Below are 26,921 nucleotides of genomic sequence, written 5' to 3' on the forward strand. Positions count from 1 at the left end.
CTTTATGATCACGGACTTATTCTCCTCGGGAATCACACCGCTCTTGGCCTTCGTCGCCAACCCGCTGATGCTGGGTTGGTTGGCGGCTGCCAGCGCGCCGTTGATCATCCATCTATTGAATAAGCGGAAGTATCGCGAAGCCCCTTGGGCAGCCATGCAATACTTGATGGCGGCGATCAAGAAGAATTCGCGCCGGCTGCAACTCGAGCAATGGCTGCTGCTGGCCGTGCGAACGTTGCTGATTCTGCTCGTCGTCGTCGCGGCAGCCGAACCGGGCTTTCGCAGTGCGGGCATGTTGGTCTCGTCCGGCGAGCGCGTGCATCGCGTGATCGTCGTCGACGGCTCGTTCTCGATGAACTACAAGCCGACCGGTGAGCGCAGCTATTTCGAGCAAGCAAAGCAACTCGCCGAGCGGATCGTCGACCGCGGGCGTGAAGGAGACGGCTACAGTCTCGTGGTGCTCGGCACGCCGTCGCGCACCGTCGTCGCTACCCCTCTATTCCGCAAGGAAGACGTTCGCGCGATCATCTCCGACATCGTGCAACCAGACGGCGCCGGCAACCTAACGCAATGCCTCAACGAGCTCGATCGACTACTCGCCAAGGGGCGTGAGTCGCACCCGCAGATCAAGCGCCGCGAAGTTTACTTCATCACCGACCTCGGCAAGCAAACGTGGGATCCGGCGGGCAACGAGCGATCGACCGATGCCATCGCGGAGTTTCGCACGCGTTGCGAGCGCTGGGGGGCGGAAACCGCGGCGGCCGTGATCGACGTCGGCCTCAACGATGCCGAAAATGCCGCGATCGTCGACTTCACGAGCGACGAGCCGTATGCCGTGGTCGGCCTGCCGTCGACGCTGCGTGCGGTCGTGAAGAATTTCGGCCGTTCTCCGCGGCAAGGGATCACGGCCATGCTGCATCTAGACGGCCGTAAGGTGGAAGAGAAACTGCTCAATGTCGAAGCCGGCGGCGAGACGACCGTGGTCTTCGACTTCCCGGCTTCTAATCCCGCGCGTGAACCCGGCAGCCGAGTCTACGAAGTCGAGATCTCTTCCGACCGGCTGGAGATCGACAACCATCGCCGGCTCGTCTTGGAAACCAAGCCGCAACTACGCGTGCTTCTGTTGCACGAACCCGTCGTGTCGGACGAAGAAACGTATGGACTCGAAAACTTAGAGACGGCCCTGCGATTGAAGCCGGGGGCGGAATCCGTCGCCGCATCTCCCGTGCGTGTCGATGTCGAAACCGACGACATTCTCCAGCGCCGAGAAATCGGCGAATACGATTGCGTTTTCCTCGTCGACTTGAAGCGGCTCGCCCCGGCTAGCGCAAGAATCCTTTACTCCTACGTGCGCGAAGGGGGCGGGCTCGTCACTTGGCTCGGCCCTCGTGCCGATGCTAAGAGTTACAACGATCTCCTTGCATCGGGCCCGGAGCGCATCTTACCTGCCAAGCTCGGGCCGATCGTCGCCGAGCCGCAATATAAACTCAATCCACTCAAGTACGCGCATCCGCTGATGGCCGAATTTCGCGGCCAAGACCAAGGCAACTTGCTGAACACGCCGGTCTATAAATACTATCGTCTCGACGACGCCGGCAATCCGTTGACGCTCCGTGCCTTGGAATTCCTCAACAATGCGAAAGACCCGCTGATTGTGAGCGAACCGATCGGCGCAGGGCGATCGTTGATGGTCGCCGTGGCGCCTGTCGCGTCTTGGACGACGATGCCGCTGAGTCCCGGCTTCGTGCCGATCGTGCAAGAGTTGTTGGCGTATGCGTGCAGCGGACGGACTTCGCGCACGTTGCGCACCGTCGGCGAACCGCTTACCGGGTCGCTCCGTCGCACGACCGCTTCGGCGAAAGTCACGGTCTTGCCGCCGGCCGCCGATGAGGACCTATCGAGCGACGCGGCACGCTTGCCGGAGACGAAACCGGCCGCCGCGCCAACTCCGACGGCGACGGCAACTGCCGATAAGGCGAACGCGAAGCCCACCGCTACCGCCGACGGCGAAAGAGATCGCACCATTTCGACCGCCGCGCGACGCCCTTCTTCGAACGGCATCGCCGCCGAAATCGTTTCGCAAGGTGAGTTCTTCCGCTGGACGTTTGCCGATACTTCGCAGAGCGGCATCTACACGGTTCGCATCAGCGGTTCGACGGACTCGGTCGAACGCTATGCGGTCAACGTCGACGCGCGCGAAAGCGATCCGGCGAAGATGGCCCCCAATCGCTTGACCGATCAACCTTGGTCGGGCATCCGCTTCTCGTACGACACCGAGTTGCAAGACTTCGCCGAGCCGACGCAAACATTCGTCGCCTCGGTCGACGAGAATCCGATTCATCGCTGGTTGCTCATGACGGCGCTGGCCGCGGCGATTGCCGAAACATGGCTCGCCGGTCGGATGGGGAGGCGCCGAATATGAACTTCGAGTGCCCGCTCTGGTTGCAGCAACTCGTCGGAATCTCGTCAGGCGCGGGAAACGAATCCGTATTAGCACGATTGGAATTGCTTCGCCCGCTCGGGTCGACGTTCACGCTGCTGATCGCCGCCGGGGCGGCGGCGGTCGTGTTTTATTGCTATTTCCAAGCGAAGGAAGCATCGCGCCCGTATCGTATTTTGCTCGCCGCGCTGCGGTTGTCGATCGTGGCGATCCTGATCGCAATGATCGGCGAGCTCAGCATCACGCTCAAGCGGGCCGGACTGCCGAGCGTCGTCGTGCTGGTCGACGATTCCGAAAGCATGAACATTGTCGACCGCTACGCCGACGAGGCTTTCGCAAAGAAGCTGGCCGGTCGCATCGCGCGCTACCGCGAAAGTCGCCCATCGAGTCCCTCTGCGGCATCTGCCGGCGCAGCGCTCGGCGGCTCGTCGCGCCTCGATGCCGTTCGCGCGTTGCTCTTGGAAAACGAGGCGTCGTTCTTGCAGCGACTCGCGGATCGCAATTACCATTTGCGCGTGTTCGCCGTTTCCGATGCGGCTCATCAACTGCCGCTCGATGCCGGCGCACTCCGAAAAGCGCTCGAAGAAATGCAAGCCGGCGGCAAGACCACGCGACTCGGCGACGGGCTTCGCACGGCGCTCGAAGAGTTGCGAGGCCAACCGATCGCGGCAGTCGTGCTCTTTTCCGACGGTGTGAACACGGCCGGAGCCGACCTCGCCGAAACGGCTGCAACCGCCGCCGAACGAAACGTCGCTCTTCTCACGGTCGGGCTCGGCGAGACGAAGAAATCGGTCGACGTCGAACTCGCCGACTTAAAGACTCGCGAATACGTGATGGTCAACGATCTCGTCAGCTTCGATTTCACGCTCACCGGCCGAGGTAGCTCAGGAAAATCGGTCGACGTGACCTTGCGCGAAGCAGGCGACCCGACGACGCTCACGACCAAGACGGTTCGACTCGGCGAAGACGACGTCGGCCAAGCAGTGCGACTGACGCATCGTCCGACGAAGACCGGCACGTTTCGCTTTATCGTCGAAGCGAAGCCGCTCGAAGGAGAAGCTTCGGCCGATGACAACCGTCTGGAAGCGACGATCGAAGTCCGCACCGACAAGGTCGAAGTATTGCTCGTGCAGTCGTATCCGAACTTCGAGTACCGGTATTTGAAACACATGCTCGGCCGCGACGAGACCGTGCATCTGACGTCGGTACTGCAAGAGGCCGATCAAGACTACCCACGAATCGACGCGAACGTGACGACGATCTTTCCAGTCACGCTCGACGAGTTGCTGAAGTACGATGTCGTCGTGTTCGGCGACGTCGATCCCGAATTTCTCGGCGCATCGGCTCTGGCTCACTTGCGTGATTTCGTTTTGGAGAAAGGCCGGGGCGTGATCTTCGCCGCCGGACCGCGCTACATGCCGATGTCGTATCGCGGCACGGTATTGGCCGATCTATTGCCGATCGATTGGAATAAGACCTCTCTCCCGACACCGGAATCGCTCAGCAAGAAAGGGACGCTCGCTCGGCTCACGCCCGAGGCATACGAAGAGCCGATCTTCCAACTCGACGATACGAGCGAGCGGTCCAAGAGCGTCTGGACGACCCTTGCACCCATCTATTGGATGCTCGAAACCGAGAAACGGAAATCGGCTCAAACGATGCTCGAAGCGACCGAAGGAAAATCGCGCGACGGCAATCCGCTGCCGCTCGTTCTTTTCCAACGTGCAGGCCGGGGCATGGTGTTGTTTCACACGACCGATGAAACCTGGCGGTGGCGCTGGCGCGTCGGCGATCTTTACTTCGCCCGTTATTGGGTGCAAGCGCTGCGTCAATTAGCCCTGGCGAAAGGGAGCGGTCGGCTCGCGACGCTCCGTGTCGGCAAAGATGAATACGAAGTCGGCAAGCCGGTGGCGTTGGAGATCCGCTTCCAAGACGAACGCCTCGTGCCGAGCGACGGCAACGTGAACGTCGTCATCGAGAGCGAAGGCCGGCCTGACCAAACCGTGAAGCTCACGCAACGCCGCAACCTGCGCAACCTGTTCGAAGCTAGCGTGACGGGCATGGCGGAAGGAAAGTATCGCGCTCGCTTCTCAGGCGCGCTCAATACCGCCGCCGGCCTTGATGCCCGATCGACGTCGCCGCCGGTTCCGACGGACGATTTCACCGTGGCCTCGTTGCGTGCCGAGACGATGCCGATCGAAGCCGATCACGCATACCTAATCGCCGGTGCGGCGGCGGGCAAAGGGGCGTTTTTCCGTTACGACGATGCCGACAGGCTCTTCGATCGCTTACCGCGCGGAAGGTTGCTACCGACGGAACCGCTGCCGCCGGTAGCGCTCTGGAATAAGTGGTTCGCTCTGCTGCTGTTCGTCGCCCTCGCGGTGGGCGAATGGCTGCTGCGCAAACGTCAGGGAATGATATAATCGGGGTCAAGGAGTGACGGGCCATGCCTCATCCGCTCGACGTTAAAATCGGAGCGCTACGCCGCAAGGCGCGCAGCTTGCTGCTGTTGCACGGCTTGAGCTGCGCCGCGGCCGTGGCGGTCGGCGTCGTCGGGCTGGCCGCAGCAGGCGACTATCTACTCCGATACGAAGAGCCCGGCATCCGCTTCGCCTCGACCGGCGCCGTCGTCGCGGTGATCATTTGGGCGATCCGGCGATTCTTGCTCCCGGCATATCAGGCCGAACTAAGCGACGTCTTTCTCGCTCGACAAGTCGAACGGAAGTTTCCGATCCTCCGTGAGCGCCTGGCCGGGTCCGTCGCATTCTTGCGCTCGAGCGACGACGACCCGAGCGCCGGAAGCGCCGAGTTGCGTCGCACGATGATCCACGAAACCACGCAAGATGCGATGCGCTTGCCGCTCGGTGAAGTGGTGCGCATCCGACCTATCGTCGCGGCGACATTCGCCGCGTGCGTCGTTTGCGCTGCGGCGATCGGCATCGTGGCCATACGCCCGCACACGGCGAGCATCGCCTGGAACCGATTGCTGATGCCGTGGGGTGGCGAGGCGTGGCCGCAAACGAACCATTTGAAGTTCGTCAACCCGACGCAGCGCGTAGCCTACGGACATCGCTTCCGGGCCGAAGCCATCGATGCCGACGGAGCCGAAGTCGACGGCGACGTAACGATTTTTTATCGTCGCGGCCCCGAGAACTCGGTGCCGGAGAAAGCCGTCATGCGCTTCGAGGCGGGCACCTGGTCGGCCGAGCGCGAGAAGGTGACTCAGGATTTCTCTTATCGTGCCATCGGCGGAGACGATCGCTCGATGCCGTGGATCGACGTGCAAGTCGTCGAGCCGCCGACCGTGCGCGAGGTCCGTTGGAAGGTGCACTATCCCGCCTATGCTCATTGGAAATCTCTCGACACCGGCGCACTTGCCGCCGAGCGTCCTTCGCTGACGAATCCGATTCCCGCCGGCTCGACGCTCGAACTCTGGGCTCGTTGCAACAAGCCGCTCGCCTCGGCTACGATTCGCTCCGACGGGGGGACAACCCTTAAAGGAACGATGGACGACGACCGCCTCGGCTTCTCCCTGACGCTTGCGGCAGGCACCGCTTGGAGCGCCGTGAAGAGCGAATCGTTGCGATTCGAGCTCAGCGGCGACGACGGTTTTCCCGGCGGCGAAGACGCACGGCAAGATCTCGTCGTCGAGCCCGACCCGGCACCGTGGATCAAGCTGACGAAGCCGCAAGGAAGCCCCGAAGATCCTCGAGGCGATATCTACATTACGCCGGCGGCGCAGGTCGGCGTCGGCGTGCAGGCCGGCGACGCCTTCGCGGTTCGCCCGCAAATTGCGCTGCGCGACATAGTGTTGCGCTACTCGCGCTCCGATCGCTCGGCCGAGGGAGATCAAACGATTTCCCTCTATGCCGGCCCAACCGTTTTTACGCCGCCCGAGAGCGATGCCCCGACCCACTTGAAGGAAGAAGAAGTTCGGACGATCGACTACCAATGGGATCTGAAGCCGTTGGATCTTAAGCCGGGTACATTCGTCACGCTCTTCGCGGCCGCGAGCGACTATCGACCGCAAGAACGCATCTCCGATTCGCGTCGGCTGCGCGTCGTGGCGCCGGATGAATTCCTGGAGCGCATGAACGAGCGTCAGCGGGCGTTGCATGCCGAGTTGAATCGTCTGCGGGCAAAACAAGACGCGGCGCACGCACACACGACCGAAGTCGCGCGACAGAGCCTGGAGAAGCCGACCGGCGATCCCAAGGTCGAAGAAGCGGCACGCCGAAATCTGACGCAAGCGCTCGATCTTCAGCGCGAGGTCGCCGCCGCGCTCGGCCTCGATCGAACGACCACCTCGCCCAACGAACCGCCCGAGCGGAAGGGACCGGAGCGCAGCGAAGGGGTGCGCGGTCGTGTGGCCGCGATGCTTCAAGACTTGAAGGACAACCGCATCGACAACCGCGAGGTCGAGTCTCGCCTGTCGGATATAGCCGGCCAACTCGCGACGGTGGACAAAGAGACGAAGCCGCAAGAGATCGCCGACAAGTTGGCCGAGGCCTTGAAGACCGATCGAACGAACGCCGGACAACGTAAAGAAGCGGCCGAAGCGCTCGGCGCCGCCGGCCTGCGCCAGCAAGGGCTTCTCGACGGACTCGACGCCATGCTGCGCAATCTCGCGCAATGGGACGACTACGGCAAGTTCCACGAAGAGCTTTCGCGGATCAAGCGAGACCAAGAGCAACTCGCCGCCGAAACGCTCGAGCATCTCCAGAAGCAGTTGAAGAACGACGGGAAGCCGGGCGAAACGGCGCAGCAACGCAAGGAAACCGCGAACCGCAAACGAGACGAACTCGCCGGCCGGCAAGGGGCGCTCTCGCGACGATTCGAGCAACTGCAACAGAACATGAAACGCAACGCCGAGAGCGGCGCATCGCAAAAGAACGAATCGCTCGATCGTGCCGTCGAAGCGGCGGAGCAGGCCAACCCTTCCGGAGCGATGCGCGATGCCGGCCAAATGCTCCGCGACGATCAATCGGGCAAAGCTCCGGCGCGACAACAGGAAGCGCTCGCGAAGCTCGGCAAGGTGATGCAGGCTTTGTCGGCGCAAAAGATCGACGAACTGAATCGGCTCGTCTCGAAGCTTAAGAAAGCGGAAACCGATCTCGCTTCGGTCGCGCAGGAACAGAAAGGACTGAAGAGCAAGTTTCGCGATGCGCAGCAGGTCGCGAACGAAACCGAACGGAAGCAGGAACTTGAGCGACTCGCCAAAAAGCAGCGCGAACTCCAAGAGAAGAACGCGAAGCTGGCCGAAGAACTCAAGCGATTACGAGCCGAGCGCTCGGCCGCCCGCCTCGATCAAGGAGGCCGAAAGATGGAAGGTGCCGGCCAAGGGGCCGAGCAAGGAGACGCCGCTCAAGCGGAAGAACAATCGGCGTCGGCCGAGCGCGACTTGGAAAACGCGCAACGCGAGCTTGCTCAAGAGCGCCGCAAGGCCGAGGCCGATCTCGCGCAAGAAGTCGCCGCGAAGATGGAAGACGACGTCAAAGCTTCGATCGCGCGACAGCGCAGAATCGTCGAAGAGATCGTGCGCTACGAAACGATGCGTCAAGCGGGAGGGCTCACGCGCGGCGCGCAAATCGGCTTGCTTGACCTAGCGGAAGAGCAAGAAACGCTCGAACGGGACACACGCGCCGCAGCCGAGCGGATGCGTTCTGCCGCGGCATTCAAGCTCGGACTTGAAAGCTCCGCCGGCGAAATGGCCCGAACGGCCGAGATGGTGCGCGAACGCCGCACCGATGCCGCAACGCAACGAGCATCGCAAAACGCGATCCGGCGTTTGCAGCAATTGCTCGATGCCATCAAACCCCGAAGTCAGAAGAAGCAGGGAGGCGAAGGAGGAGGCGGGGGCCAAGGAGAAGGCGAGCAAGGAGGCGGCGGAGAAGAAGCGCCGACGTCGCTTGCCGAAATCGTGCTCATCAAGTTGTTGCAAGAAGACGTCAACGCGCGAACGAAGGAACTCGATCAAGTCCGCAAGCGCGGAACGTTGACGCCGGAAGAGTCGCAAGAATTCAAACGACTCGGCGAAGAGCAGGGAAAGCTGGCGGAATTATTGTTGGACTTAGTGGGGGAGCCAAAACCGCAGGCCGATGAATCCGACGTCGACTTGAAAGACAGCGATTTGAAGGAGGGCGACTTGAAAGATCTCGATACCAAGAAGCCTGATATGAAAGAGCCGATGAAAAAGCCGGCGCGACGCACGGATGCTGCGCTAGGAGAAACGGAATGAAAACCAATCGCAGCATCGCAATCTTAAGAACGTGGATTTTACGAACGTTGATCTTGCTCGTTCTCGCGACGACCGGCACCTATGCCGGCGTCGTCGTAGCGGCGGAAGATTCCGCCGGCGCGAAGCCGGCTACGGGGAAAACCTCGTCGTCGGCGCTCGATGATGAACTATTCAAAGACTTGAACGAGGGAGTACCTGCAGCGGAGAAGAAGCCCGCGTCTCCGAAAAAAGAGAAAGAGGCCGACAAGTCGCCGGCGCCGCAGCGCCCGGCCGCGGCAAAACCGCAAACGGAAGAAAAGCCGCAGCCGGAATCGAAGACGCAAGGGGGAGCGAAGACGCCCCCTGAAAAATCGCTAAACCCGCTGGATGAAGAACTACTAAAAGATCTCGGCGGAGATGCGGAGACGAAGCCGCAGCGCAAGCCGAACGACGAAGCCCACGGACAACCGAGCGGTAAGCCGGCAACCGGCGGCAACGCGGAAGAAAAAGAGTCGGACGATCCGCTCGTTCGTTTGAGTCGTCGCGTTCGGGATGCCGAGCAGCGCTTGCGTCGCACCGATTCCGGCGACCAAACGCAAGAGCTTCAGCGCGGCATCGTCGAGGACTTGGAAAAGCTGATCGCACGGATCGAGCAACAAAAGTCGCAGCAATCGAGTTCGAAGTCGAAAGGTCCGCCGAGCGGCCAAAAGCCGGGCCCGAAGAAGCCCGGCCCGCCCAAGCCGGGGGACAAACCGGGAGATAAGCCCTCCTCGAACCCGAGCGATAGCAGCGACGAGCTCACGGCCAAGAAAGCCGAGCGCCCCGAAGCCGGAAAGCTCAAGGAGATGCTGGAGAAAATCTGGGGGCAACTCCCCGAGCGGGAACGCCAAGACGTGATGCAATCTTCGTTCGATGATTTTCCCACGAAGTATCAGTATTCGATCGAGCAATATTTTAAGACGCTGCTGCAACGCAAAGATTGAACTCTTGATTTCGCGGACCTTTGAAGCCAAGACATGATGCCACCGATCGATCCACGAACCATTCCGGCGTTCGATAGACGCCGCTTTTTGCAAACGCTCTCGGCGGCGGCCGGCGCCGCTTGTGCCGGAATTGCGCCGCCGGCGGTGCGGGCCGCGGATGAGAACCCGGAACTTTCGGCCGAAGCGATGATGACGACCGAGGCGCAGCGCGCCATCGACGCCGGCCTAGCGTTTCTCGCCTCACGGCAACAGACCGACGGGGCGTTCGGAGCGGGAGGCTATAGTCGCGACGTCGCCGTATCGGCGTTGGCGGGCATGGCCTTCATGGCGGCCGGCAGCACGCCGAGTCGCGGTCCTTACGGCGAATGCGTCGAGCGTTCGATTCGCTATCTGATCGAAAACACGCAAGACTCCGGTTACATCAACGTGCCGGGCTCCGGGAGCCACGGCCCGATGTACGGCCACGGCTTCGCCACTTTGTTTCTCGCCGAAACCTACGGCATGACGCGCAACTCCGAGATTCGCGACAAGCTCTCGCGCGCTGTCAATCTCATTTGCAACACGCAGAACACGGACGGCGGTTGGCGCTACCAGCCGATCCGCAAAGAAGCCGACATCTCGGTGACGATTTGCCAGATCATGGCCTTGCGAGCCGCGAAGAACGCCGGCATGTACGTCCCCGCCGACGTGATCGACAAGTGCATCGACTACGTCAAGAAGAGTCAAAACGCGGACGGCGGGTTCATGTATATGATCTCCGGCGGGCAGAGTGCGTTTCCGCGCTCGGCGGCGGGAGTCGTGGCGTTGTACAGCGCGGGAATCTACGAAGGGCCCGAGGTCGAGCGGGGCTTGTCCTACATCATGGACTACATGCCGCACGGTGCGGGCTTCAATCGCGAGAGCCACTACTTCTACGGCCACTACTACGCCGTGCAAGCGATGTGGATCAAAGGAGGAGACCATTGGAAGCGATGGTTCCCCGCCGTTCGCGACGAGCTCATTCAACGTCAACGCAAAGACGGCTCGTGGATGGATTCGATCTGTCAAGAATACGGCACGGCGATGGCCTGCATCATCATGCAAATCCCCAACAACTACCTGCCGATCTTTCAACGATGAACGCGAGTCACCAGCGAACATCATCCGGCCAAGCACCAGCAGGCCGAGCATCGTTTAAGAGCATGGCCGCTCTGATCGCCGTCGTTGCCAGCGGCGTCGTCGCGATCGAAGCGACACCGATATTCGCGCAAGCGAGCGTGAGGAATCCACCGGCGCCGACATACCCGCTGACCACGCTCGACCGCACGGCCGTCCCCGCCGAATGGCTCGGCGTCGATGATTCCGGCCGATTGGATTTCCGGACCGAGAACCTAGGAAAATCGAACTCTTCCACTGCGCCGGTTGTCGCTGCCGATACGATCGTCGCACCGGAAGATTTCATTTCATGGGGCACGCCGCCGGAGCTCACCAGCGGGCTCTACATCGTGCTCATCGACGGTACGTTTCTCGCCGTCGAAACGGTTGCGTGCGATTCCGAGAATCTACAAGCCAAGATATTTTCTCTCGATCGTACCATCCCACTCACGCAAGTGCGCGGCATCGTGTTTCAATCGTCGGGCTCTCAGGCGATGCGCGATCGGCTGTTCGATGCCGTCGTCGCGCCGCGCAAAGGAGACCGCGACCGCGTCTTCATGCTCACCGGCGACGAAACGACGGGCACCGTGAAATCGATCGGTTACCAAGGGGTGACGCTGGAGACGGCGCTCGGACCCGCGGTCGTCGACACGACGAAAGTCGCGTACTTGACCTTCAACCCGGCGCTGGCGGCACCGGTTCCTAAAGAACACTTGCGGATGCTAGTCGGCTTGAAGTCCGGCTCGTGGGTCGTATCGGAACCGGTGCGAAAAGGGCCCGACGGTCGTATACGCTTGCAACCGACGTCGATCGCCGGCGACACCACGTGGAACGTATCGCGTTCGGAGATCATCTACTTGCAAACGCTCGGCGGCAAGGCGCTCTACCTTTCGACGCTGGAGCCCGTCGGCTATCGACACGTCCCTTATCTCAGTCGTTCGTGGCCCTATCGCGTGGATCGGAGCGCGACCGGCGGAAATCTTCGAGTCGCCGAACGTCGCTACCTGCAAGGGCTCGGCATGCATTCCGCCTCGCGCATCAGCTACGCACTCGACGGTAAGTCGAACCGCTTCGCCGCCGCCGTCGCGATCGACGACGAAACCGATGGCCGGGGAAGCGTCACGTTTCGAGTCTTCGTCGACGGCGAAGAAAAATATCGGAGCCCGATCGTACGCGGCGGCAACCGACCGCTGCCGATCGAAGTGCCGATCGCAGGCGGCAAGCAACTGAGCCTCGTCGTCGATTTCGCCGACTTCGCCGACGAGCAAGACCACGCCGATTGGCTCGATGCCCGATTGTTGCCGTAGTACGACAAAATACGCTCCATCAGCCGCAGGGCGTTAGCCCCCGGTTCGAGAGTGAAATCGATTGCGCTGCGTCACGTTCGACCGGACGCTAACGCGTTCCGGCTGATAGGTCTAGCGGCAACCGAACACTTCGCTTTGGGCAACTATGCGCCGTACTTGCCCATGCGGCCGGCGTTCGACAGTGCGAGCAACATCAAATACTTCGCCTCGAACTGACCGAGTCCGCCGATGCGCGAGGCCCGCTCGCTGAACTCGGTCGCGTTGTCGAACCGGCAGCAATCGCTCACCAAGAGCGTCGGCACCGGATGCCAGCTATGACTCTTGAGGAAAGCCGGCGTGCTATGGTCGCCGGTGGCGATGAACACGGTCGGCTTGAGAGCCGTGATGCGCGGCACGGCCGAATCGAGTTCTTCGGTCTTCTTCACCTTCGCCGCGAAGTTGCCGTCTTCGCCGGTGCTGTCGGTGTATTTGAAGTGGATGAAGAAGAAGTCGTACTTGCTCCAGTTCTCTTCCAGAACTTTCATCTGATCTTCTAAAGTCTGGGCCTTACCGATAATGTCCATGCCGACGAGCCGTGCGAGCCCTTTGTACATCGGATAGACGGCGATCGCGGCGGCCTTGAGTCCGTACACTTCCTCGAACGACGGCAGGGCAGGCTTCGGTGAGAAGCCGCGCAGCGTGAGGCCGTTCGCCTTCGGTTGGCCGGCAAGCAGCTTATTGGCCTGCGCGACGAACTCGGCCGCGGCTTGGGCCGTCTTTTCGCTCGCGGCGTTCGCGGCCTTCGGCGCCAACGGTGGAACGCCGGTTACTTGCGGATCGGTATCGTGGACGTCGCCGCCGAGGCCCGGCCCACGCAAGACGACGACGAAGCGATGCTCTTTCACCGGCTCGACGAAGACCTCGATGCCCGGGATCTTTACTTCGCGCAACTTGATCGCCAACGGTGCGCTCTCTTCGCTGCTGATTCGGCCGGCGCGGCGATCGGTGATCTTACCGTCGGGCCCGAGCGTGCAGAAGTTGCCGCGGATCGCGACGTCGTTGGGGCCGAGTTCGAAGCCGATTCCGGTCGCCTCCAGTGCGCCGCGCCCGATGACATACGAGAGCGGATCGTAGCCGAAGAGACCGAGATGGCCTGGGCCGCTTCCCGGCGCGATGCCCGGCTTCACTGGAATGCTTCCCCCCTGAACTCCGCGAGCCGCGAGCGCGTCGAGGTTCGGGGTCTTCGCCGTTTCGAGCTCGGTCAGGCCGCCCGGCATTTGCGGCAAGCCGCCGAGCCCGTCGCCGACGAGCATCACGATCTTCGAGTCGTTTTTTACGTGCAAGCTGCGAGTGAGATCGTGCATGTCCATGGCGAATTTCTTTCCGTGCGGCGGAGCGGCTGGCTGGGTTGTTCCGAATCTCGGTCGGAGTTCTATTGTGTTAACAAAACGGCGCGAAACGACAAGGGGCGCGGCCGGAAGCCGGCGACGTTTTAAGCTCGTTTTCGGCTTTTCAACGGGACGGACGCCGGTTCGCGAAACCGCAAGCGAACCGCTGTTGTCGACTAGAGTTGGGGTATCGATTTCCGTTATTCGTCGAGAGACTTGTTTCTCCAGGTTTATGCCACGTCGTCTTGCTTCACAATCGTTCGTCGCAGGAAAGTTGCCGGCTACGGCTGCGCGACCGCAGCTTGCCGCAGCCTGGGAATCGTTGGTGCGCGACGATGTGCTACGGCTCGCGCTCGATCATCCCGGCCGGTTGCTGAGCGACTACTTTCGACAACGGAAGCGCAGCTCGCTGGGAGATTCCGTTTCGCTGGCGAACCGACTCGGCGAGACGTGCGACACCGTGTTCGTCGTTGCCCAGCGTGAGGAGATCGCGAGCTGCGAAGCGCTCATCGCCGCGGCGGCCCATCCGGCGCACAACTTACTGGCCGACAACCAACGAGGCGGACGGCCGAGAGTCGTGTTCATCGAGCCGGGCCTCGATACCGATTCGCTCCAAGGGGCCATCGATCTCGTACGCCGCGTCGGCGAAGGGCATGATTTGCACGAGCGTTGGGCCGTCGTGGTCATCGCTCCGGCCGACGGAGAAGACCAAGCAGATCGAAACGACTTGCGGCAAGGAGCGGCACCGCTCATCGAGGTGCTGCGCGTCTCCGTCGGGGGAACGAACGAGCTCTCGGGCCGCCTGGTCGTGCTCGATGTGGGTCCGGAACAAGCGAGCGAATTAGTACCGGCGGGAGTTGCGTTTCATACGTTGACGCTGGAACAACGCACCTCGTTGCTCGATGGTCCGGCGTTGTTTCTTTCGGCGCTTGTCGGAGCCGATTCGATCTCACAACTCAAAGGGGCCGTTTGGTTTTGGGAAGCGGCCAAGTGCAAACTTTCGCACGAAAGCAACGTCGTAGCGCTGGCTGAATATCTTTCGCAGCCGAGTTGCCGCATCGCGGCTTGGCATCAGGCGGTCGAACGGCTTTGTCGGAGCTTGGCGGACGGAAATGAGGTGCAGGTTTCGCCGACTTATCTTCATGCGGCCCGTCGACAACTGAACGACGAGCCGGAGACTCCGACGTTGCACGTCTGGAGCGATGCGATTCGCCGCGACCCTTTGAGTCGCGATCATTTGACTCGGCAATCGACCGACGACGCCGAACCGGCGTTCGTCGCCGACGCTTTACGAGCGGCGTACGCGCGCTGGACGCCCGCAGCGGAAATTCGAATCAGCCGGCTCAACGACATCGCGATCGGCGAATTGTGCCAATGGTTTTCAGCGGCTAAATTGCTCTTAAAGCTCGCGAATAAGAACGCCCCCTAGGCATAGGAACGGTCGCTACGGCAGTCGATCGTCGGGCCGCCAATGAAGGCGGCTATTCATCGCCGGCTTTTTTGGTAGGCACGTTCACTTGAATCTCCTCGCCGACGACGCGGGTCTCGAAGCGGTCGACCCGCAGTTTCGGGTTGTCGACCCAGGCGCCATCGCACAAGCCGAAGCGCCACGCATGCCACGGGCAACTCACGGCCCCTTCGTAGACTTCGCCGGCTCCGAGCGAAGCCCCCATGTGCGGGCAGAGATCGTCGATGGCGAAGTACTTTCCCTGGTCTTGAAACACGGCGATCAACCGGCCGTTGACGACCACGGTGATGCCGCGACCTTCCGGAATTCCGCCGACCTGGGCAACGGTAGTGAAATCGGACATGGGCGGGACAGTGGCCGGTTGTCAGTGGTCGGTGGTCAGTTGCAGAAGCGCAAAGTCGAAATAACCGTCGCCGCTTGCGATTTCGCGGATCCGCCGCTATTTCACGACACGCAATTTACTTCGCCGACACACGGCGGTGAAGGGGTTGCGACGAATCGGCGGTTTGCGACAATGCGGCTCTACTCCGGCCCCTGATCCCCGACCCCTGACCCCTTCCTCTACCCATGCGCATCAATACCGTCAAACGTAAACTTCGCGAAGGGAAACCTTCTTTCGGCACTTGGCTTTCCCTCGGCGATCTCGTCGCGACTCGCGTCCTCGCGCGCGCTGGGTACGATTGGCTAACGCTCGACATCGAACATGCCGCGATCGATTGGTCGCAAGCGGCGATGATCTTCGCGGCGGTCGCCGACGCCGGGGGTATTCCGCTGGCGCGCGTGCCGCAAGGGAGCCACGACTATATCAAGCGCGTGCTCGACGCCGGAGCGTGGGGTATCGTCGTGCCGATGGTCGATACGGTCGAGCAGGCACAGATCGCGATCCGCGCGGCGCATTACCCGCCGTTCGGCAACCGGAGCATCGGCGGCGGCATGCACTCGATGAACTTCAACACGACGGCCGACGAGTATTACAAGAAGTGGAACGACGAAGTCCTCGTCATTCTTCAAACAGAGAGCCCGACCGGCGTGAAGAACGCCGAAGCGATCTACTCGCTCGAAGGGGTCGATGCGATCTTCGTCGGGCCGAACGACCTCCGTTGGCAGATGAAGAAGATGGGCGAGCCGGACCCGACCGAGGCGGAATTCGAAGCGCTGCTCGACGAGGTCGTGCGGGTCGGAAAAAAGGTCGGCTGCCCGACCGGCATGCACACGATGGACCCGCAATCTGCCCTCAAGCGCTCGGCGCAAGGCATGCAGTTCATCGCCGTCGGAAGCGACCTGCGCTTCATGACGCAGCAGGCACAGGCGACGCTTAAGGCGCTCAATCCCGAGCAGTCGCAGAAGGAATTGGCGAAGTACTAGGTCGATCGGCGGGTGATGTCGGACTGGGATGTCGAGCGATCGCGAAATCGCAAGCGGGGTAACGGCCTGTGGAGCAGGGCGGTGTCCGTGCGCGCGGACTAGGACGTGATCCCCTTCGTGAGTTCCATGAAGGCCGTTTCGAGGTTGATCTCTTCCGGCTTGAAGAGCTTGAGCCTGAAACCTGCGCCAACCAGCACGGTCGGCAACTCGGAATAGTCGACTACCTCGGCTTTGAGCACCGCCGTGATCTCGCCGTCCGGCCCTACGTCGACCTTATCGACGGCGGGATACTCGCTCAATAGCTTGCAGGCTCGATCTGTTTCCGCGGCGACTTGGATCTTGAGCACGATGCTGCTGCGGACTTGACGCATCACATCGGTGACGTCGGAATTCACCAGCAATTCACCGCGCTCGATGATCCCGACTTTGTTGCAGATGTCGGCCAATTCCGGCAGGATATGGCTGGAAACCATGATGGTTTTTCCCATGCCGCGCAGCTCCTTCAAGAGCCCGCGAATCTCGATGCGGGCCCGCGGGTCGAGACCGCTAGCCGGTTCGTCGAGCAATAGCACTTGCGGGTCGTGCAACAAGACGCGAGCAAGGCCGAGACGCTGCGTCATACCGCGCGAAAGACTCGTCACGAACGCGTCCCGTTTATAGCCGAGGTCGACGAGCTCGAGCACATCGTCGCACACCTTGCGGCGCGCAGGCCCTTTGATGCGATAAGCGGCGGCGAAGAATTCCAGATACTCGATCACCTTCATGTCGTCGTACACGCCGAAAAAGTCGGGCATGTAGCCGATCGCGCGCCGGATTTCCTTCGGATTGACGTAGATCGAATAACCGCAAACATACGCTTCGCCCCAGGTCGGGTTGAGCAACGTGGCGAGGATGCGCATCGTCGTCGTCTTGCCGGCGCCGTTGGGACCGATGAAGCCGAAAACATCTCCCTTGTCCAACTTAAGGTTGAGAGATTTTACGGCATGAAGCTCGCCGTATTTTTTCGTCAGGTCGCGCGTTTCGATCATGGCTTGCAACAGCGTTATAAGAGGGGGCGAATTACGGAGCTTTCTCAACCGGAACGACCAGCCGCACGAACACCCAACGACGATCGTCGCGGCGCACGGCCGGGGAGGCGTCGGTCGTCAGTTCAAGAATCGCACCGTCGTCGGGCGACGAATCGACGAAGCCGACCAAGACGGCGCGCTTCAACTTCAAAAGATCGCTGAGATCGAGAAAACCGTGGTAGTTGTGATCGAGGTTGGCGTGGTCGCGACCGCCGGCGGCATCGTAGAACATCATCTTGCGCAAGATCTGATCGACCTCTTGCGAGCCGGGGTCATGCGGCCGCGTGCGCACGCCGGGGTTCATCGTCGTCTTGGCGGCGGGCACGACCTCGGCCTGATGCAACACCGTCGATAAATCGCGGGCATTCAGCTTCGCTATCTCGCACGGATCGCCGACGGCAAGTTCTCCGACTTGATAGGCTTTGCTTCCGTAGCACAACAGCGCACTTCGCAAGGGGACCATCAGCGGGCTCTTCAACGTCCCGTTAAGAGAGCCATCGAGCTCCTCACGCAATGCTCCCCCGAGCGACACCGCGCCACGGCCCTGCCATCGCCCGAGAAACATCTTGCTCGACCAGACTTGAATCGGAACTTGGGTGAGGCTTTCTAGATCGGGAGAGACCAGATAGGCGGAAGTGAACCATGAAGTTCCGCCTCCTTGTCCGTGCATGCCGCCGAGCCCGTTGCCGGAGAGGCCGAGCCACGAAGTCATCGAGCGGCCGGGCACGAGCCCGCCCGAGAGAAGCTTGGCGGGGGGCGCAACGCGAAGATCGTAGGTATCGCTCTTTGGGCTGAAGACGCCGGCAAACGTGGTTCCGCGAATCGAACCGGAGGCGACATCGCAGTCGACTATATCGACTTGGCTGACGCGAAGCTCGCTTCCTTTCATCCAGATGGCGGCAAAATAGGCGGCGGCCGACGTAGCGACGACGATCGCCGGAAACGTAAACCAAGTCATTTCCGTACGACGAAAGACCTTGCGCACGATGAGGTAGTCGATCGGGCCGATCAGCGCGATATATCCCAAGATCATGACCGCCAGCGCGAAAAACGAAATTACCGCGACCCCTTCGTATTGGTCGAGCGCGCTGCGCAACTGGCCGGACAAATCGTTATAGCCGTAGGAGCGATGCTGTTGCGCACTGCCTTGATCGGTGTTCTCGTTCCCTATCGGCCCCAGGCGCATCGCGCGCGCCAAAAGGGCCGCACGGCCCGACCAATCTTTCAATTGCGGATGTTCGAGATCGACGAACGAGACGGTCAGCACACCGAACCCGACGGCGCGGCGAACGATGAGCGGCAAATCGCCTTCCGTCAGCTCGACGACCTCGTCGCGGCCGACCGAACGCAACACACGAAGCTTGTCTTGCGAGGGAATCGAAGCGACCGGCTTGTTGCCGCCGGCGTATTCTTCCAGCGCCGCAGTGCGTGGCAAGGGGACCGCTTCCGACACTTGAACGGACGCCAGCTTTTGCCAAGCAGGCGATCCGAATAGGAGCCGCGCGTCGTTGCCGGCGACGATCGTCACCTTACCGCCGAACTCCAACCATTCGCGCAACGCCCCGATCTGCGCGCCGTCCGGCGTGAGCGAAGCGTAGCGTTGCACATCGTCGGCAGCGAGCAGCACGACATCGACGCCGTCGTAGCCGTAAGACTTTCCGGGAAGCTCGGCGACGTCGTTGAAATGAGCCGACGCAAGGTCCGAAACGCCGAAGCGTCCGGCCACTTCATCGAACGCCGAAGAACGACCGACGCAGATCGCTAGGCGCTCGCCGGGGGGCAACGGGGGTTGGAACCCGGGCCGCAGATCTTCTTGGCTATTCACCTCTTCACGCAGCACGGATCGCCCTTCGACGAGCAGCGTAAGAGTCATCGTCGGCATGCTGTTGCCGAAGCGCACGTACATCGTCACGGCTGTCGGCTTGCCTGCCGACAATTGCAAAGGAGCCGAAGCATAGATGCTCGGCACGTCGTCGCCGTCCGAGGTTTCCAATTGCAGCACGGCCGTCGAGGGAGCGGTCCCTGCGGCGAGCCCCCCTTGCAACGCAACGCGAACGGGCGTCCAGCAACCGAGTTTATAAAGTTTGTCGTATCCGACATGCAGGTCGACGATACGGGGCTTCGAGTCGAGCGTTTGCGCGCGAGCCGGAATGCCGGACGAGAAGCACGCCAGGGCCGCGATGATCGCAATCGCCGCCGGCATCTTCGACGAAAGGGCCGAACTCGACATCACGGCTTCTCCGCGTTGTCGCAGGTGCAGATGAAAAGCCGGCAGCCGGGACAGCCCGAGCCGTATTTGAGCATAACCGCCTCGTTGAGATCGACGCCTGCGACGTTGGCGATCGTGGTGAGCCACGCGATGACGTCGGCGAATTCGCCGAGCCGTTCTTCGTGCGTGCCGTTGCGTAGGCAACTCGCAAGTTCGCCGATCTCTTCCATCAGCCACATAAACGTGCCGTCGATGCCGCGGGCCCGGTCCTTCTCGAAGTACATCTCGCGAATCAATTGCTGGAATTCACGGAACGAAATACCGCTCGTCGAGGGCGAACTCGGAGGAGGGGAGTCGGCATTCTTCGGACTATCGTTCACGGTTTGAGTTCCGCATGTTCCGGATCGAGTTGTTTCAGCGTCTTCGCGGCGCGAGCAACGATATCGGCTTTGCCGCTCCGCTTGGCGGCTGCGAGCATGCCGGCCCACAGCTCGATGTTGTCGGCCTCCAGTGTAACGGCTGCATCGTATTCAACAATCGCCGCCGCATCGTCTTTCAGCCCGACAAGCGATTCGGCGGCCAGACGGTGCGCGACGACGTCGAGCACGTCGCAATGCAACGCTTCTTCGCTCCAACGTCGCGCGGCGGCGTAGTCCGAGCGTGCGAGTGCAAGCTGGGCGAGCTTCTTGCGGATCGTCCCGTCGTCGGCATCGGCGAGCGCCAGTTGCTCTAAAGCCGGCGCGAGCTTCGCCTCGTTCTTAGTTACTAAATATGTCTTGGCGAGAGCTTTCTTCCATTTCGCTTCATAAGCAAATTTTTCGGCACCCAAAGCGTAAAGGTTTTCCGCTTCGTCGTGCCGGCCCGCCTTAAACGCCAACGACGCTAAGAGCGACAACAACTCCGGGTTCGGCGCGGCCCGATCGAGTGCGTCGGCGAGCAACTTCTCGGCCTCTTCTTCATCGCCGACGACCAGCCGCACCCGCGCGGCCACGAATGCCGCCCGCTGGTTCTTCGGCTCTTTTTCTAATACCGTTTCCGCCAACTTACGAGCCTTTGCGAATTCTTCCCGTGCGAAGTAGGCAGCGGCCAGCTTCGAGGCCGCTTCGTTGTCGTCCGGCCGATTTTGATGGGCTTTGACCAACTCCGAAAACTTCATCTCATCCTGCGGAGCGGAACTCGACAACCCCTTCGCGATATTTCTAATGTAATCCAAATATCCCGCTTCGAATTTCGCTTGGTCGACGTCGAACGAGCGCTTCAAAGCAGCCCGTGTGTCGAGGTTGTCGCGATAGGCCGCGAGCATTTTCGCCAACGCATCGTCACCGTAGGTCTTGAGCATGTACTGGGCATAAAGCTGTGCCTGACAATAGGCCATTTGCCAATCGAGACTACTCTTCGGGCGCACGAAGCCGATGTTGATCGTGTCGAGATTGAAGAGGTCGCCTTGCGGAACGCGCTCCGCCAAAAGTTTGTTCCACACTTCCGAACGAGGATATCCTTCACTCTCGACCGCCAGCGCTTCCGTATACCAATGCGGAATGTTGAATCGGCTCTGCTGCAGGTTGAGCACATGGACGAACTCGTGCTTCAAGACCCGAGCCCAGTTGAACTTCTCGGGCATGTCGTTGGGTGAAGCGAGCGCCACCATCTTCCCGGCGCACGCGCCGACCGTGCCGACGAACGGCAGTCCGACCATACGCGCGCTGAACCAGCCGTGGCCGCCGGTATTGCGCGATCGATTGAATATCTCGAACAGCGACTTTCCTTCCGGCTCGAAGCCGTATTTCTTGCAAAGCTCGGGATACACCTGCTCTTCAAGATACTTCGACGCGTACTTCGCCAGCATCTCGTCGTGTCCACGATCGAACTTGATGACGAAATGCTTCGTCTCGATGACAGTATATTCATCCAGCACTTCGAGCACCTTCCGCATATTCTTCACCCGTACGTTGAACGGGTCGATTGCGAACGATTCGTCGAGCAGACGCTTCGCTTCGACTTCCTCGCCGAGCCGCATGCACATCAGCCCTAACTCGCCGCGGGCCGTCGTAAGTTGCGGCAACTTCGCGACCGCGGTGCGGAAGTATTCGGCGGCGGCCGGATAGCGGCGGAGCGCATCGAGCCCTTGCGCGAGAGCGAAGTAAAACTCACCGGCATGCGGATTAAGAGCTTCGACTTCCGCGACGATCTTCTTAAAACGATCCGACTTCTGCGCCGCATCGCTCCAACCATCGACGACGGCATAGGCGGCGGCGAGCCGGCCGAGCGTTTCTTCCGCACGCGGATTGAGCTTGAGCGCACCTTCCAATAGCTGCGCAGCCTCGGCCGCTTCGTAGTTCGCCATGTGAATATCGGCGGCGGCCCAATGGGCGGCGAGCAAACGAGGGTTGATCGCCAGCGCACGCTCGACGGCCCGCTTCGCCGTCGCGAGATCGAAGTTCTGCAGCGCCAACTTTGCTTGCGCCGCATAAATCTCCGCGGCCTTCGGATTCAGCGCGAGCGCCGCCTTGAACTCTTTGCTTGCCTCGGCTTCGTTGTACTTCTCTAAGAACAGTAAGCCAGCCTCGTAATGAGCGGGCCAATAGCCTTTATCGAGTTCCACGGCCGATGGAAAAAGCTCGTTGACTAAGAACGTGAACTGATCGCTCAGTCGATTCCAACGGGCATACTGCGCAGCTCCCAGGCCGATCAGACGCAGATCGTCGGGATCGGTAAAGGTTTCCGTGGCGTTGTAGTCATCGATGAACTGCTGGTAGGCGACTCCGGTCTCGGTGAGCCGGCCAGCAGTGCGATGGAGCTCGGCTTGAATCCACCGCGCGAGCCGGTTCTTGTCGTCGGCGGTGAGCGCGCTTTTCAGATGCTTCTCGGCATCGTCATACTTGCCGGAGTCGAAAGCGATGCGAGCGAGTTCGGCTTCCAGTTGTGCCTGGGCTGCAAATTGCTTCGGCGGGAGCTTCGCCAGAGCTTGCCGAAGCAAGTCGCCCGCCTCAGCCTGCTTTCCTTCGGCTGCGAAACAGCGGGCCAACCCCAGAGCCGACTCGAACGGTGATTTTTCTTTTGTCGCTTCGTATGCCTCGCTCGACTCGGCGTACTTGCCCGAGAGAAACAATCGGCGAGCTTCGACCAAAGCCTTCCTCGGGCCCTCCTGCTTCGCTTCGGCTGCGGGAGCGGCAGGGTCCGCGGCTTCGAGAACATACGGAACGCCGAGGACGCTCGCCAGCATCAGCGTCGACAGGAGTAGAGCGAAAGGCTTGCGATGTCGACGGAAAGGCATAGTGCGTTTCGATCCCGGAAAAAATGCCGTTGCCAAGCCCAATGTTAACGCTATCGGAAGCTCCGAGAAGGCACAAGCAAAACCTGCTTTTCGCGATCGTTTTCCGGCACCGTTAATGCTCGTCGAGAATCCAGCGCACCACTTCGGCGAGGCCGTCTTCATCGTGATGCGGAGCAATTCGATCTGCGGCGGCCTTTAACTCGTCGACGGCGTTGCCCATCGCCACGCCGAGTCCCGAGCCGACGAGCATCGGCAGATCGTTGACGTCGTCGCCGACGGCGCAGATCTCATCGTCGGCGATGTCCCAATCGTCGGCCACGTGTCGCACGCCGCTCCATTTGGTCGCTCCGGCCGGCGCGATCTCGCACATAAAGCCTTGGTAGCGCGGACTCCGAATGACGTGCGTATACAACTTGTCGGGAAGCTTGCGCTGCAACTCGGCGTCGAGCGCAAACATTTCGCTGCGCGTCCCCATCGCGAAGCCGGCGAAGATCCCGTCCGGTGGGTTCGCCATGAGGTCGTGTTGCTCACGCTCGCTTCCTGCATTGACGGCATAATACTCCGCTAGCGCCGGCCCAACCCCCACGACCTTCGGGCAATAATAGTCGAACCCTTCGGCATAGGTGTCGGCATAGAGCACGGCATCGAATCCGCGCTCGGACGTGGTCGCCAGCACGTCGAGCAGATCCGAGCGTTCCAGATGCGCGCGAAACAAAGTTCGATGATCGAGTGGGTCTTTGATCAGCGCGCCGGAAGCGGTGACGATCGGCGCGCGAATCCCCAGCGGAGCGGCGAAGGGGAGGGCACGGCTATAGCGGCGGCCCGTCGCCAGTACGATTTTCACCCCCGCCGCGGCGGCTTCTTGCAGAGCGGCGCGAACGACCGGCGTCAGCTCATCTCGGCTGTTGACGAGCGTTCCATCGATATCGACGGCGAGCAGACGGTAGCGTAGCGGTCGGGCCATGAAAGCAAAACGAATGGGGAATACGGCTCATCGAGGCGATCCATGGTCGCCGTAGCTTCCATTCTTCCTCGTCGCCGGTCGGGCCACAACCGCAACGAGGATCGGTCGACGGTAAAGAGACGAAATTTGATTGCTTTTCGGTTTGCACGACTTCTAGAATACCCCTTAGGTGGCTCATTTTCACTTCTTCGCAGCCGCCGAGATCCATCGCGATCGATTCACGTTCGTGACCCGCTGCCTCGCAATCGTTGCAGCAACCGCTTATTGGGGAGACTCATCATGCAGAAGCACTTTATGAACCGTTGGGCGTTCGCCTGCGCCGCCGCACTCGCTATCGGCGGCTTTGCCGTCGCCGCGGATACGAAAACGGAAACGCCGAAAGAACCGCCGAAGAACGTTCGCGTGGCGATCGAAGACATGGCCGCGCATATCGAAGAACAATTGGCCTCGAAGACCGAGGCAGCTTACATAGACACACAGCTCAGCGACATCGTCCAAGACTTGGAAAAACGCCACAACCTCAGCATCGCGATCGATGCCGAGGCGCTCTCTTCCGAAGGAAAGGGGCCCGACACCGGAGCAACTCTTCGCGTGCAAGACGTTTCGCTGACGTCGGTCTTGAATCGCTTGCTCAAGCCGCATGGATTGTCGTGGGCCGTCGTCGATGAAGGAATTCTCATCACTTCTCCGGCGGGCGAAGAAAAGCACCTCATCACGACGGTTTACTCCGTCGCCGACTTAGCCGGATCCGAAGATACGGTCGACTACGATGAGTTGACGACGATGATCACCGGTTCGGTCGATCCCGATTCGTGGCGCGAGGCGGGAGGAGGGGTCGGCACGATCGCGAGAATCTCCGCCAAGAAGGCGCTCGTGATTACACAAACCTATACGAACCACCGTGCGATCGCTTCGATCTTGCGGCAATTGAGCGAAAAATAAGACCCCTTGCGCGAGAGACGAAGCAGCAGGAACTGCGAAATCGCAGGCGATAGACGATGCCGGTCGGCGCGACGATCGCTTGCGAGCGAGTATCCGCGACCCTAAACGGCGGTCGCCATCTCTTTGAGTTGCAGGGTGGCGCGCTGCTGTTCTTTCTCTAAGAACGTTCGCCCCTTCTTCACGTTGATATGGTCCCACGGTAGGCGATCCATCAACGGGTAAGGGCGGTGCAGCGTCACGTTCGGATCGAGGCCGAGTTCGCGCATCGCCGTCCACCAGCGCTCGGCGTCGAAATGCTCGTACCAACTCTCGAGCCGGGCCCCGCTGCGCCAAGCTCGCTCGATCACATCGCCGATGCGCCGATCGCCGCGGCTGAGCACTCCTTCGAGCATGCTCACTTCGACGTCGGTGCATTTCAACTTCACGGCTTTCACGTTTTGCCGTTGCCGCAAATACTTGTGCGCCCAGGCGAAGTATTCGCGCGTCTGCATGCCGTTCCATTGATAAGGGGTGTGCGCCTTGGGAACGAAATTCGACACGCTCACCGTGACCGGCGCGTTGCGGCCGTTTACCTCGCGGCCGATCCTGGAGATCGTCTCCCCCATGTCGATGATGCCGTCGAGATCGATCTGCCTTTCCCCGGGCAGCCCGATCAAGAAGTAAAGTTTTACATGCGTGTAACCGTTGGCGAATGCCGAACGACAACCTTCGAATAGGTCTTCGTTCTTGATCTTCTTGCGAATCTGTTCGCGCATGTCGTCGCGAGCTACCTCGGGAGCAAGCGTAAGCCCGCGATTGTCTCCTTCGATCAAGGTCGTGAGCGCCTTCAGTTGCTCGTTCACGCGTAAGCTCGGCAGCGCGATGCGAACTCCGAGCGGCACGAACGTCTCATGCATTCGACGAACGAGTTGCTCGAAGTAGGGATAGTCGCTACTGGAAAGCGAAAGGAGCGAGACCTGATCGATGCCCGTGTTGCGGTACATCGTCAGGGCCGATTCGACGATATTCTCGACGCTGCGAATTCGCAGCGGCCGTTTGATGACCGTGCTCTGGCAGAAACGGCATTGCCAGGGGCAACCGCGCATGATTTCCACCGCAATCCGATCATGCACGCACTCGGCATACGGCACGATCGGCGCCAGGGGCAACACGGCGTTTTCCAAATCGCCGATCACGGATGGCTCGATCGTCGCTCGGGCTTCGCCGCGCGTCGGGCGCAGAGATTGAAACGTGCCGTCGTCGGCATAGCGAGCTTCGTAAAATCGAGGAACGTATGCGAACGGCAAACGGGCGGCTACCAAGGCCAACGCTTCTTCGCGCTGCAACTGACCGAGCGAACCGGATGCAGGAGGGGCACCGCCGAGAACCTCATCGCAAGCATCAAGCCAAGCGTCGCACGCCATCGGCAGTGAAGGCTCGCCGTCACCGGTGATGAAGAGATCGATGAACGGAGCCAGCGGCTCGGGATTTTGCGTGCAAGGGCCGCCGGCGATGACGAGCGGATGTGCGAGGGTTCGCGATTCGCCACGGAGCGGGATGCCGCCGAGGTCGAGCATCGTCAGAATTCCGGCGTAGCTGATCTCGTACTGAAGCGAAAAGCCGACGACGTCGAACTCGGCCAGCGGCGTGAATGTTTCGAGCGAGTAAAGAGGCAGCCCTTCGGCGCGCAGCCGTTCCTCCATGTCGAGCATCGGAGCATAGCTCCGTTCGCAGGCCCAATCGTCGCGCTGGTTCATCAGCGTGTAGAGCACCTGCATCCCTTGGTTGCTCATCCCGATCGTGTATAAATCCGGGAATGCTAGGCAAAGCTTGCCGCGTACCGTGCGATGATCTTTCGCCACGCTGTTGAGTTCGCCGCCGGCGTAAGCGATCGGGTTCTGAACCCGAGTCAAAACGCGACGATCGACGAGTTCTTTGAGCGCGTGGTTGAACATCCCATCTGCTTTCGGCCGGCGGACCTATCGAAAACCCAAGGCGTAGTTACAAGGCATAAGTATCGCAAAACGTCGTCGGCGGCAGTAGAGGAATTGTCGGCTGCCGCGAGGCGATATGCTATGCTGCCGTGGCTCGTTCGGTTTCACGCATAGCCCAATCGACGCATAGCACGGAGCGGCGTTCATGTGTTCCTCCTCAGTATGGATCTTGAGATTTCTCGCACTACTTTCGGCTTGTTCAAGCCTCGGC

Annotated in this window: 17 protein-coding genes; 9 read left to right on the forward strand and 8 right to left on the reverse strand. The window is 60.9% G+C overall.

Translation table 11 applies throughout. From position 1 onward, the window contains the following. Window positions 1-4 precede the first annotated feature (4 nt). From K8U03_03695 to K8U03_03720, 6 genes are all read left to right on the forward strand, one after another. Window positions 5-2,422 (forward strand): BatA domain-containing protein, encoded by a 2,418-nt coding sequence (locus tag K8U03_03695; protein MCE9603987.1) that lies wholly within the window; start codon window positions 5-7, stop codon window positions 2,420-2,422. After that, window positions 2,419-4,863, forward strand: coding sequence for a VWA domain-containing protein (locus tag K8U03_03700; protein MCE9603988.1), 2,445 nt, complete (start codon window positions 2,419-2,421; stop codon window positions 4,861-4,863). Before K8U03_03695 ends, K8U03_03700 begins: the two co-directional genes overlap by 4 nt. A 23-nt stretch (window positions 4,864-4,886) precedes the next feature. After that, complete coding sequence (locus K8U03_03705; protein ID MCE9603989.1) at window positions 4,887-8,678, forward strand: hypothetical protein; 3,792 nt, start codon at window positions 4,887-4,889, stop codon at window positions 8,676-8,678. Beyond that, entirely contained in the window at window positions 8,675-9,640 is a 966-nt protein-coding gene (locus K8U03_03710) for a hypothetical protein (GenBank protein MCE9603990.1), read from the forward strand. Before K8U03_03705 ends, K8U03_03710 begins: the two co-directional genes overlap by 4 nt. 33 nt (window positions 9,641-9,673) lie before the next feature. Then, window positions 9,674-10,759 (forward strand): terpene cyclase/mutase family protein, encoded by a 1,086-nt coding sequence (locus tag K8U03_03715; protein ID MCE9603991.1) that lies wholly within the window; start codon window positions 9,674-9,676, stop codon window positions 10,757-10,759. A gap of 62 nt (window positions 10,760-10,821) precedes the next feature. Beyond that, a complete protein-coding gene (locus K8U03_03720; GenBank protein MCE9603992.1) occupies window positions 10,822-12,081 on the forward strand; it encodes an NPCBM/NEW2 domain-containing protein in 1,260 nt (419 codons plus the stop codon). Window positions 12,082-12,224: 143 nt separating this feature from the next. Here K8U03_03720 and K8U03_03725 read toward each other — a convergent pair whose 3' ends face one another. Then, a complete protein-coding gene (locus tag K8U03_03725; protein MCE9603993.1) occupies window positions 12,225-13,430 on the reverse strand; it encodes a 2,3-bisphosphoglycerate-independent phosphoglycerate mutase in 1,206 nt (401 codons plus the stop codon). A gap of 250 nt (window positions 13,431-13,680) precedes the next feature. Here K8U03_03725 and K8U03_03730 point away from each other — a divergent pair, with 250 nt between their 5' ends. Continuing rightward, on the forward strand, window positions 13,681-14,877 hold the full coding sequence (locus K8U03_03730) for a hypothetical protein (protein ID MCE9603994.1): 1,197 nt from the start codon (window positions 13,681-13,683) through the stop codon (window positions 14,875-14,877). Between the two features lie 52 nt (window positions 14,878-14,929). On the opposite strand, the gene K8U03_03735 is transcribed toward K8U03_03730, so the two are convergent. Next, complete coding sequence (locus tag K8U03_03735) at window positions 14,930-15,259, reverse strand: Rieske (2Fe-2S) protein (protein ID MCE9603995.1); 330 nt, start codon at window positions 15,257-15,259, stop codon at window positions 14,930-14,932. A 224-nt stretch (window positions 15,260-15,483) separates the two neighbouring features. Between K8U03_03735 and K8U03_03740 the strand changes: the two genes are divergently transcribed. Beyond that, window positions 15,484-16,281 carry a 2-dehydro-3-deoxyglucarate aldolase gene (locus K8U03_03740; GenBank protein MCE9603996.1) on the forward strand — a complete coding sequence of 266 codons (798 nt, stop codon included), beginning with the start codon at window positions 15,484-15,486 and terminating at the stop codon, window positions 16,279-16,281. Between the two features lie 98 nt (window positions 16,282-16,379). Here K8U03_03740 and K8U03_03745 read toward each other — a convergent pair whose 3' ends face one another. The 5 genes from K8U03_03745 to K8U03_03765 form a co-directional block, all read right to left on the reverse strand. Beyond that, window positions 16,380-17,309: an ABC transporter ATP-binding protein gene (locus K8U03_03745; protein MCE9603997.1), complete on the reverse strand. Its 930-nt coding sequence runs from the start codon at window positions 17,307-17,309 to the stop codon at window positions 16,380-16,382. Window positions 17,310-17,340: 31 nt separating this feature from the next. After that, window positions 17,341-19,578 carry a hypothetical protein gene (locus K8U03_03750; protein MCE9603998.1) on the reverse strand — a complete coding sequence of 746 codons (2,238 nt, stop codon included), beginning with the start codon at window positions 19,576-19,578 and terminating at the stop codon, window positions 17,341-17,343. Beyond that, the gene (locus tag K8U03_03755; GenBank protein ID MCE9603999.1) at window positions 19,578-19,841 is read right to left on the reverse strand and encodes a nucleotide pyrophosphohydrolase; all 264 of its coding nucleotides are present in this window, start codon (window positions 19,839-19,841) and stop codon (window positions 19,578-19,580) included. Before K8U03_03755 ends, K8U03_03750 begins: the two co-directional genes overlap by 1 nt. Before the next feature lie 92 nt (window positions 19,842-19,933). Beyond that, a complete protein-coding gene (locus K8U03_03760; protein MCE9604000.1) occupies window positions 19,934-22,831 on the reverse strand; it encodes a tetratricopeptide repeat protein in 2,898 nt (965 codons plus the stop codon). 112 nt (window positions 22,832-22,943) lie between these two features. Continuing rightward, window positions 22,944-23,795: a Cof-type HAD-IIB family hydrolase gene (locus K8U03_03765; protein MCE9604001.1), complete on the reverse strand. Its 852-nt coding sequence runs from the start codon at window positions 23,793-23,795 to the stop codon at window positions 22,944-22,946. Between the two features lie 279 nt (window positions 23,796-24,074). On the opposite strand from K8U03_03765, the gene K8U03_03770 reads away from it, so the two are divergent. After that, the gene (locus tag K8U03_03770) at window positions 24,075-24,737 is read left to right on the forward strand and encodes a hypothetical protein (protein ID MCE9604002.1); all 663 of its coding nucleotides are present in this window, start codon (window positions 24,075-24,077) and stop codon (window positions 24,735-24,737) included. 101 nt (window positions 24,738-24,838) lie between these two features. Here the strand turns inward: K8U03_03770 and K8U03_03775 are convergent, their stop codons facing one another. Continuing rightward, the gene (locus K8U03_03775; protein ID MCE9604003.1) at window positions 24,839-26,671 is read right to left on the reverse strand and encodes a TIGR03960 family B12-binding radical SAM protein; all 1,833 of its coding nucleotides are present in this window, start codon (window positions 26,669-26,671) and stop codon (window positions 24,839-24,841) included. Window positions 26,672-26,921 lie beyond the last annotated feature (250 nt).

Source organism: Planctomycetia bacterium, assembly GCA_021413845.1.
Lineage (GTDB): Bacteria > Planctomycetota > Planctomycetia > Pirellulales > PNKZ01 > PNKZ01.

What these genes read in the sequence shown, in the direction of transcription:
- K8U03_03770 (MCE9604002.1), top strand. Translation starts at nt 24,075, where the DNA reads ATGCAGAAGCACTTTATGAACCGTTGGGCGTTCGCCTGCGCCGCCGCA.
- K8U03_03695 (MCE9603987.1), top strand. Translation starts at nt 5, where the DNA reads ATGATCACGGACTTATTCTCCTCGGGAATCACACCGCTCTTGGCCTTC.
- K8U03_03740 (MCE9603996.1), top strand. Translation starts at nt 15,484, where the DNA reads ATGCGCATCAATACCGTCAAACGTAAACTTCGCGAAGGGAAACCTTCT.
- K8U03_03775 (MCE9604003.1), bottom strand. Translation starts at nt 26,671, where the DNA reads ATGTTCAACCACGCGCTCAAAGAACTCGTCGATCGTCGCGTTTTGACT.
- K8U03_03745 (MCE9603997.1), bottom strand. Translation starts at nt 17,309, where the DNA reads ATGATCGAAACGCGCGACCTGACGAAAAAATACGGCGAGCTTCATGCC.
- K8U03_03715 (MCE9603991.1), top strand. Translation starts at nt 9,674, where the DNA reads ATGATGCCACCGATCGATCCACGAACCATTCCGGCGTTCGATAGACGC.
- K8U03_03720 (MCE9603992.1), top strand. Translation starts at nt 10,822, where the DNA reads ATGGCCGCTCTGATCGCCGTCGTTGCCAGCGGCGTCGTCGCGATCGAA.
- K8U03_03705 (MCE9603989.1), top strand. Translation starts at nt 4,887, where the DNA reads ATGCCTCATCCGCTCGACGTTAAAATCGGAGCGCTACGCCGCAAGGCG.
- K8U03_03750 (MCE9603998.1), bottom strand. Translation starts at nt 19,578, where the DNA reads ATGTCGAGTTCGGCCCTTTCGTCGAAGATGCCGGCGGCGATTGCGATC.
- K8U03_03725 (MCE9603993.1), bottom strand. Translation starts at nt 13,430, where the DNA reads ATGGACATGCACGATCTCACTCGCAGCTTGCACGTAAAAAACGACTCG.
- K8U03_03730 (MCE9603994.1), top strand. Translation starts at nt 13,681, where the DNA reads ATGCCACGTCGTCTTGCTTCACAATCGTTCGTCGCAGGAAAGTTGCCG.
- K8U03_03765 (MCE9604001.1), bottom strand. Translation starts at nt 23,795, where the DNA reads ATGGCCCGACCGCTACGCTACCGTCTGCTCGCCGTCGATATCGATGGA.
- K8U03_03700 (MCE9603988.1), top strand. Translation starts at nt 2,419, where the DNA reads ATGAACTTCGAGTGCCCGCTCTGGTTGCAGCAACTCGTCGGAATCTCG.
- K8U03_03755 (MCE9603999.1), bottom strand. Translation starts at nt 19,841, where the DNA reads ATGTACTTCGAGAAGGACCGGGCCCGCGGCATCGACGGCACGTTTATG.
- K8U03_03710 (MCE9603990.1), top strand. Translation starts at nt 8,675, where the DNA reads ATGAAAACCAATCGCAGCATCGCAATCTTAAGAACGTGGATTTTACGA.
- K8U03_03735 (MCE9603995.1), bottom strand. Translation starts at nt 15,259, where the DNA reads ATGTCCGATTTCACTACCGTTGCCCAGGTCGGCGGAATTCCGGAAGGT.
- K8U03_03760 (MCE9604000.1), bottom strand. Translation starts at nt 22,831, where the DNA reads ATGCCTTTCCGTCGACATCGCAAGCCTTTCGCTCTACTCCTGTCGACG.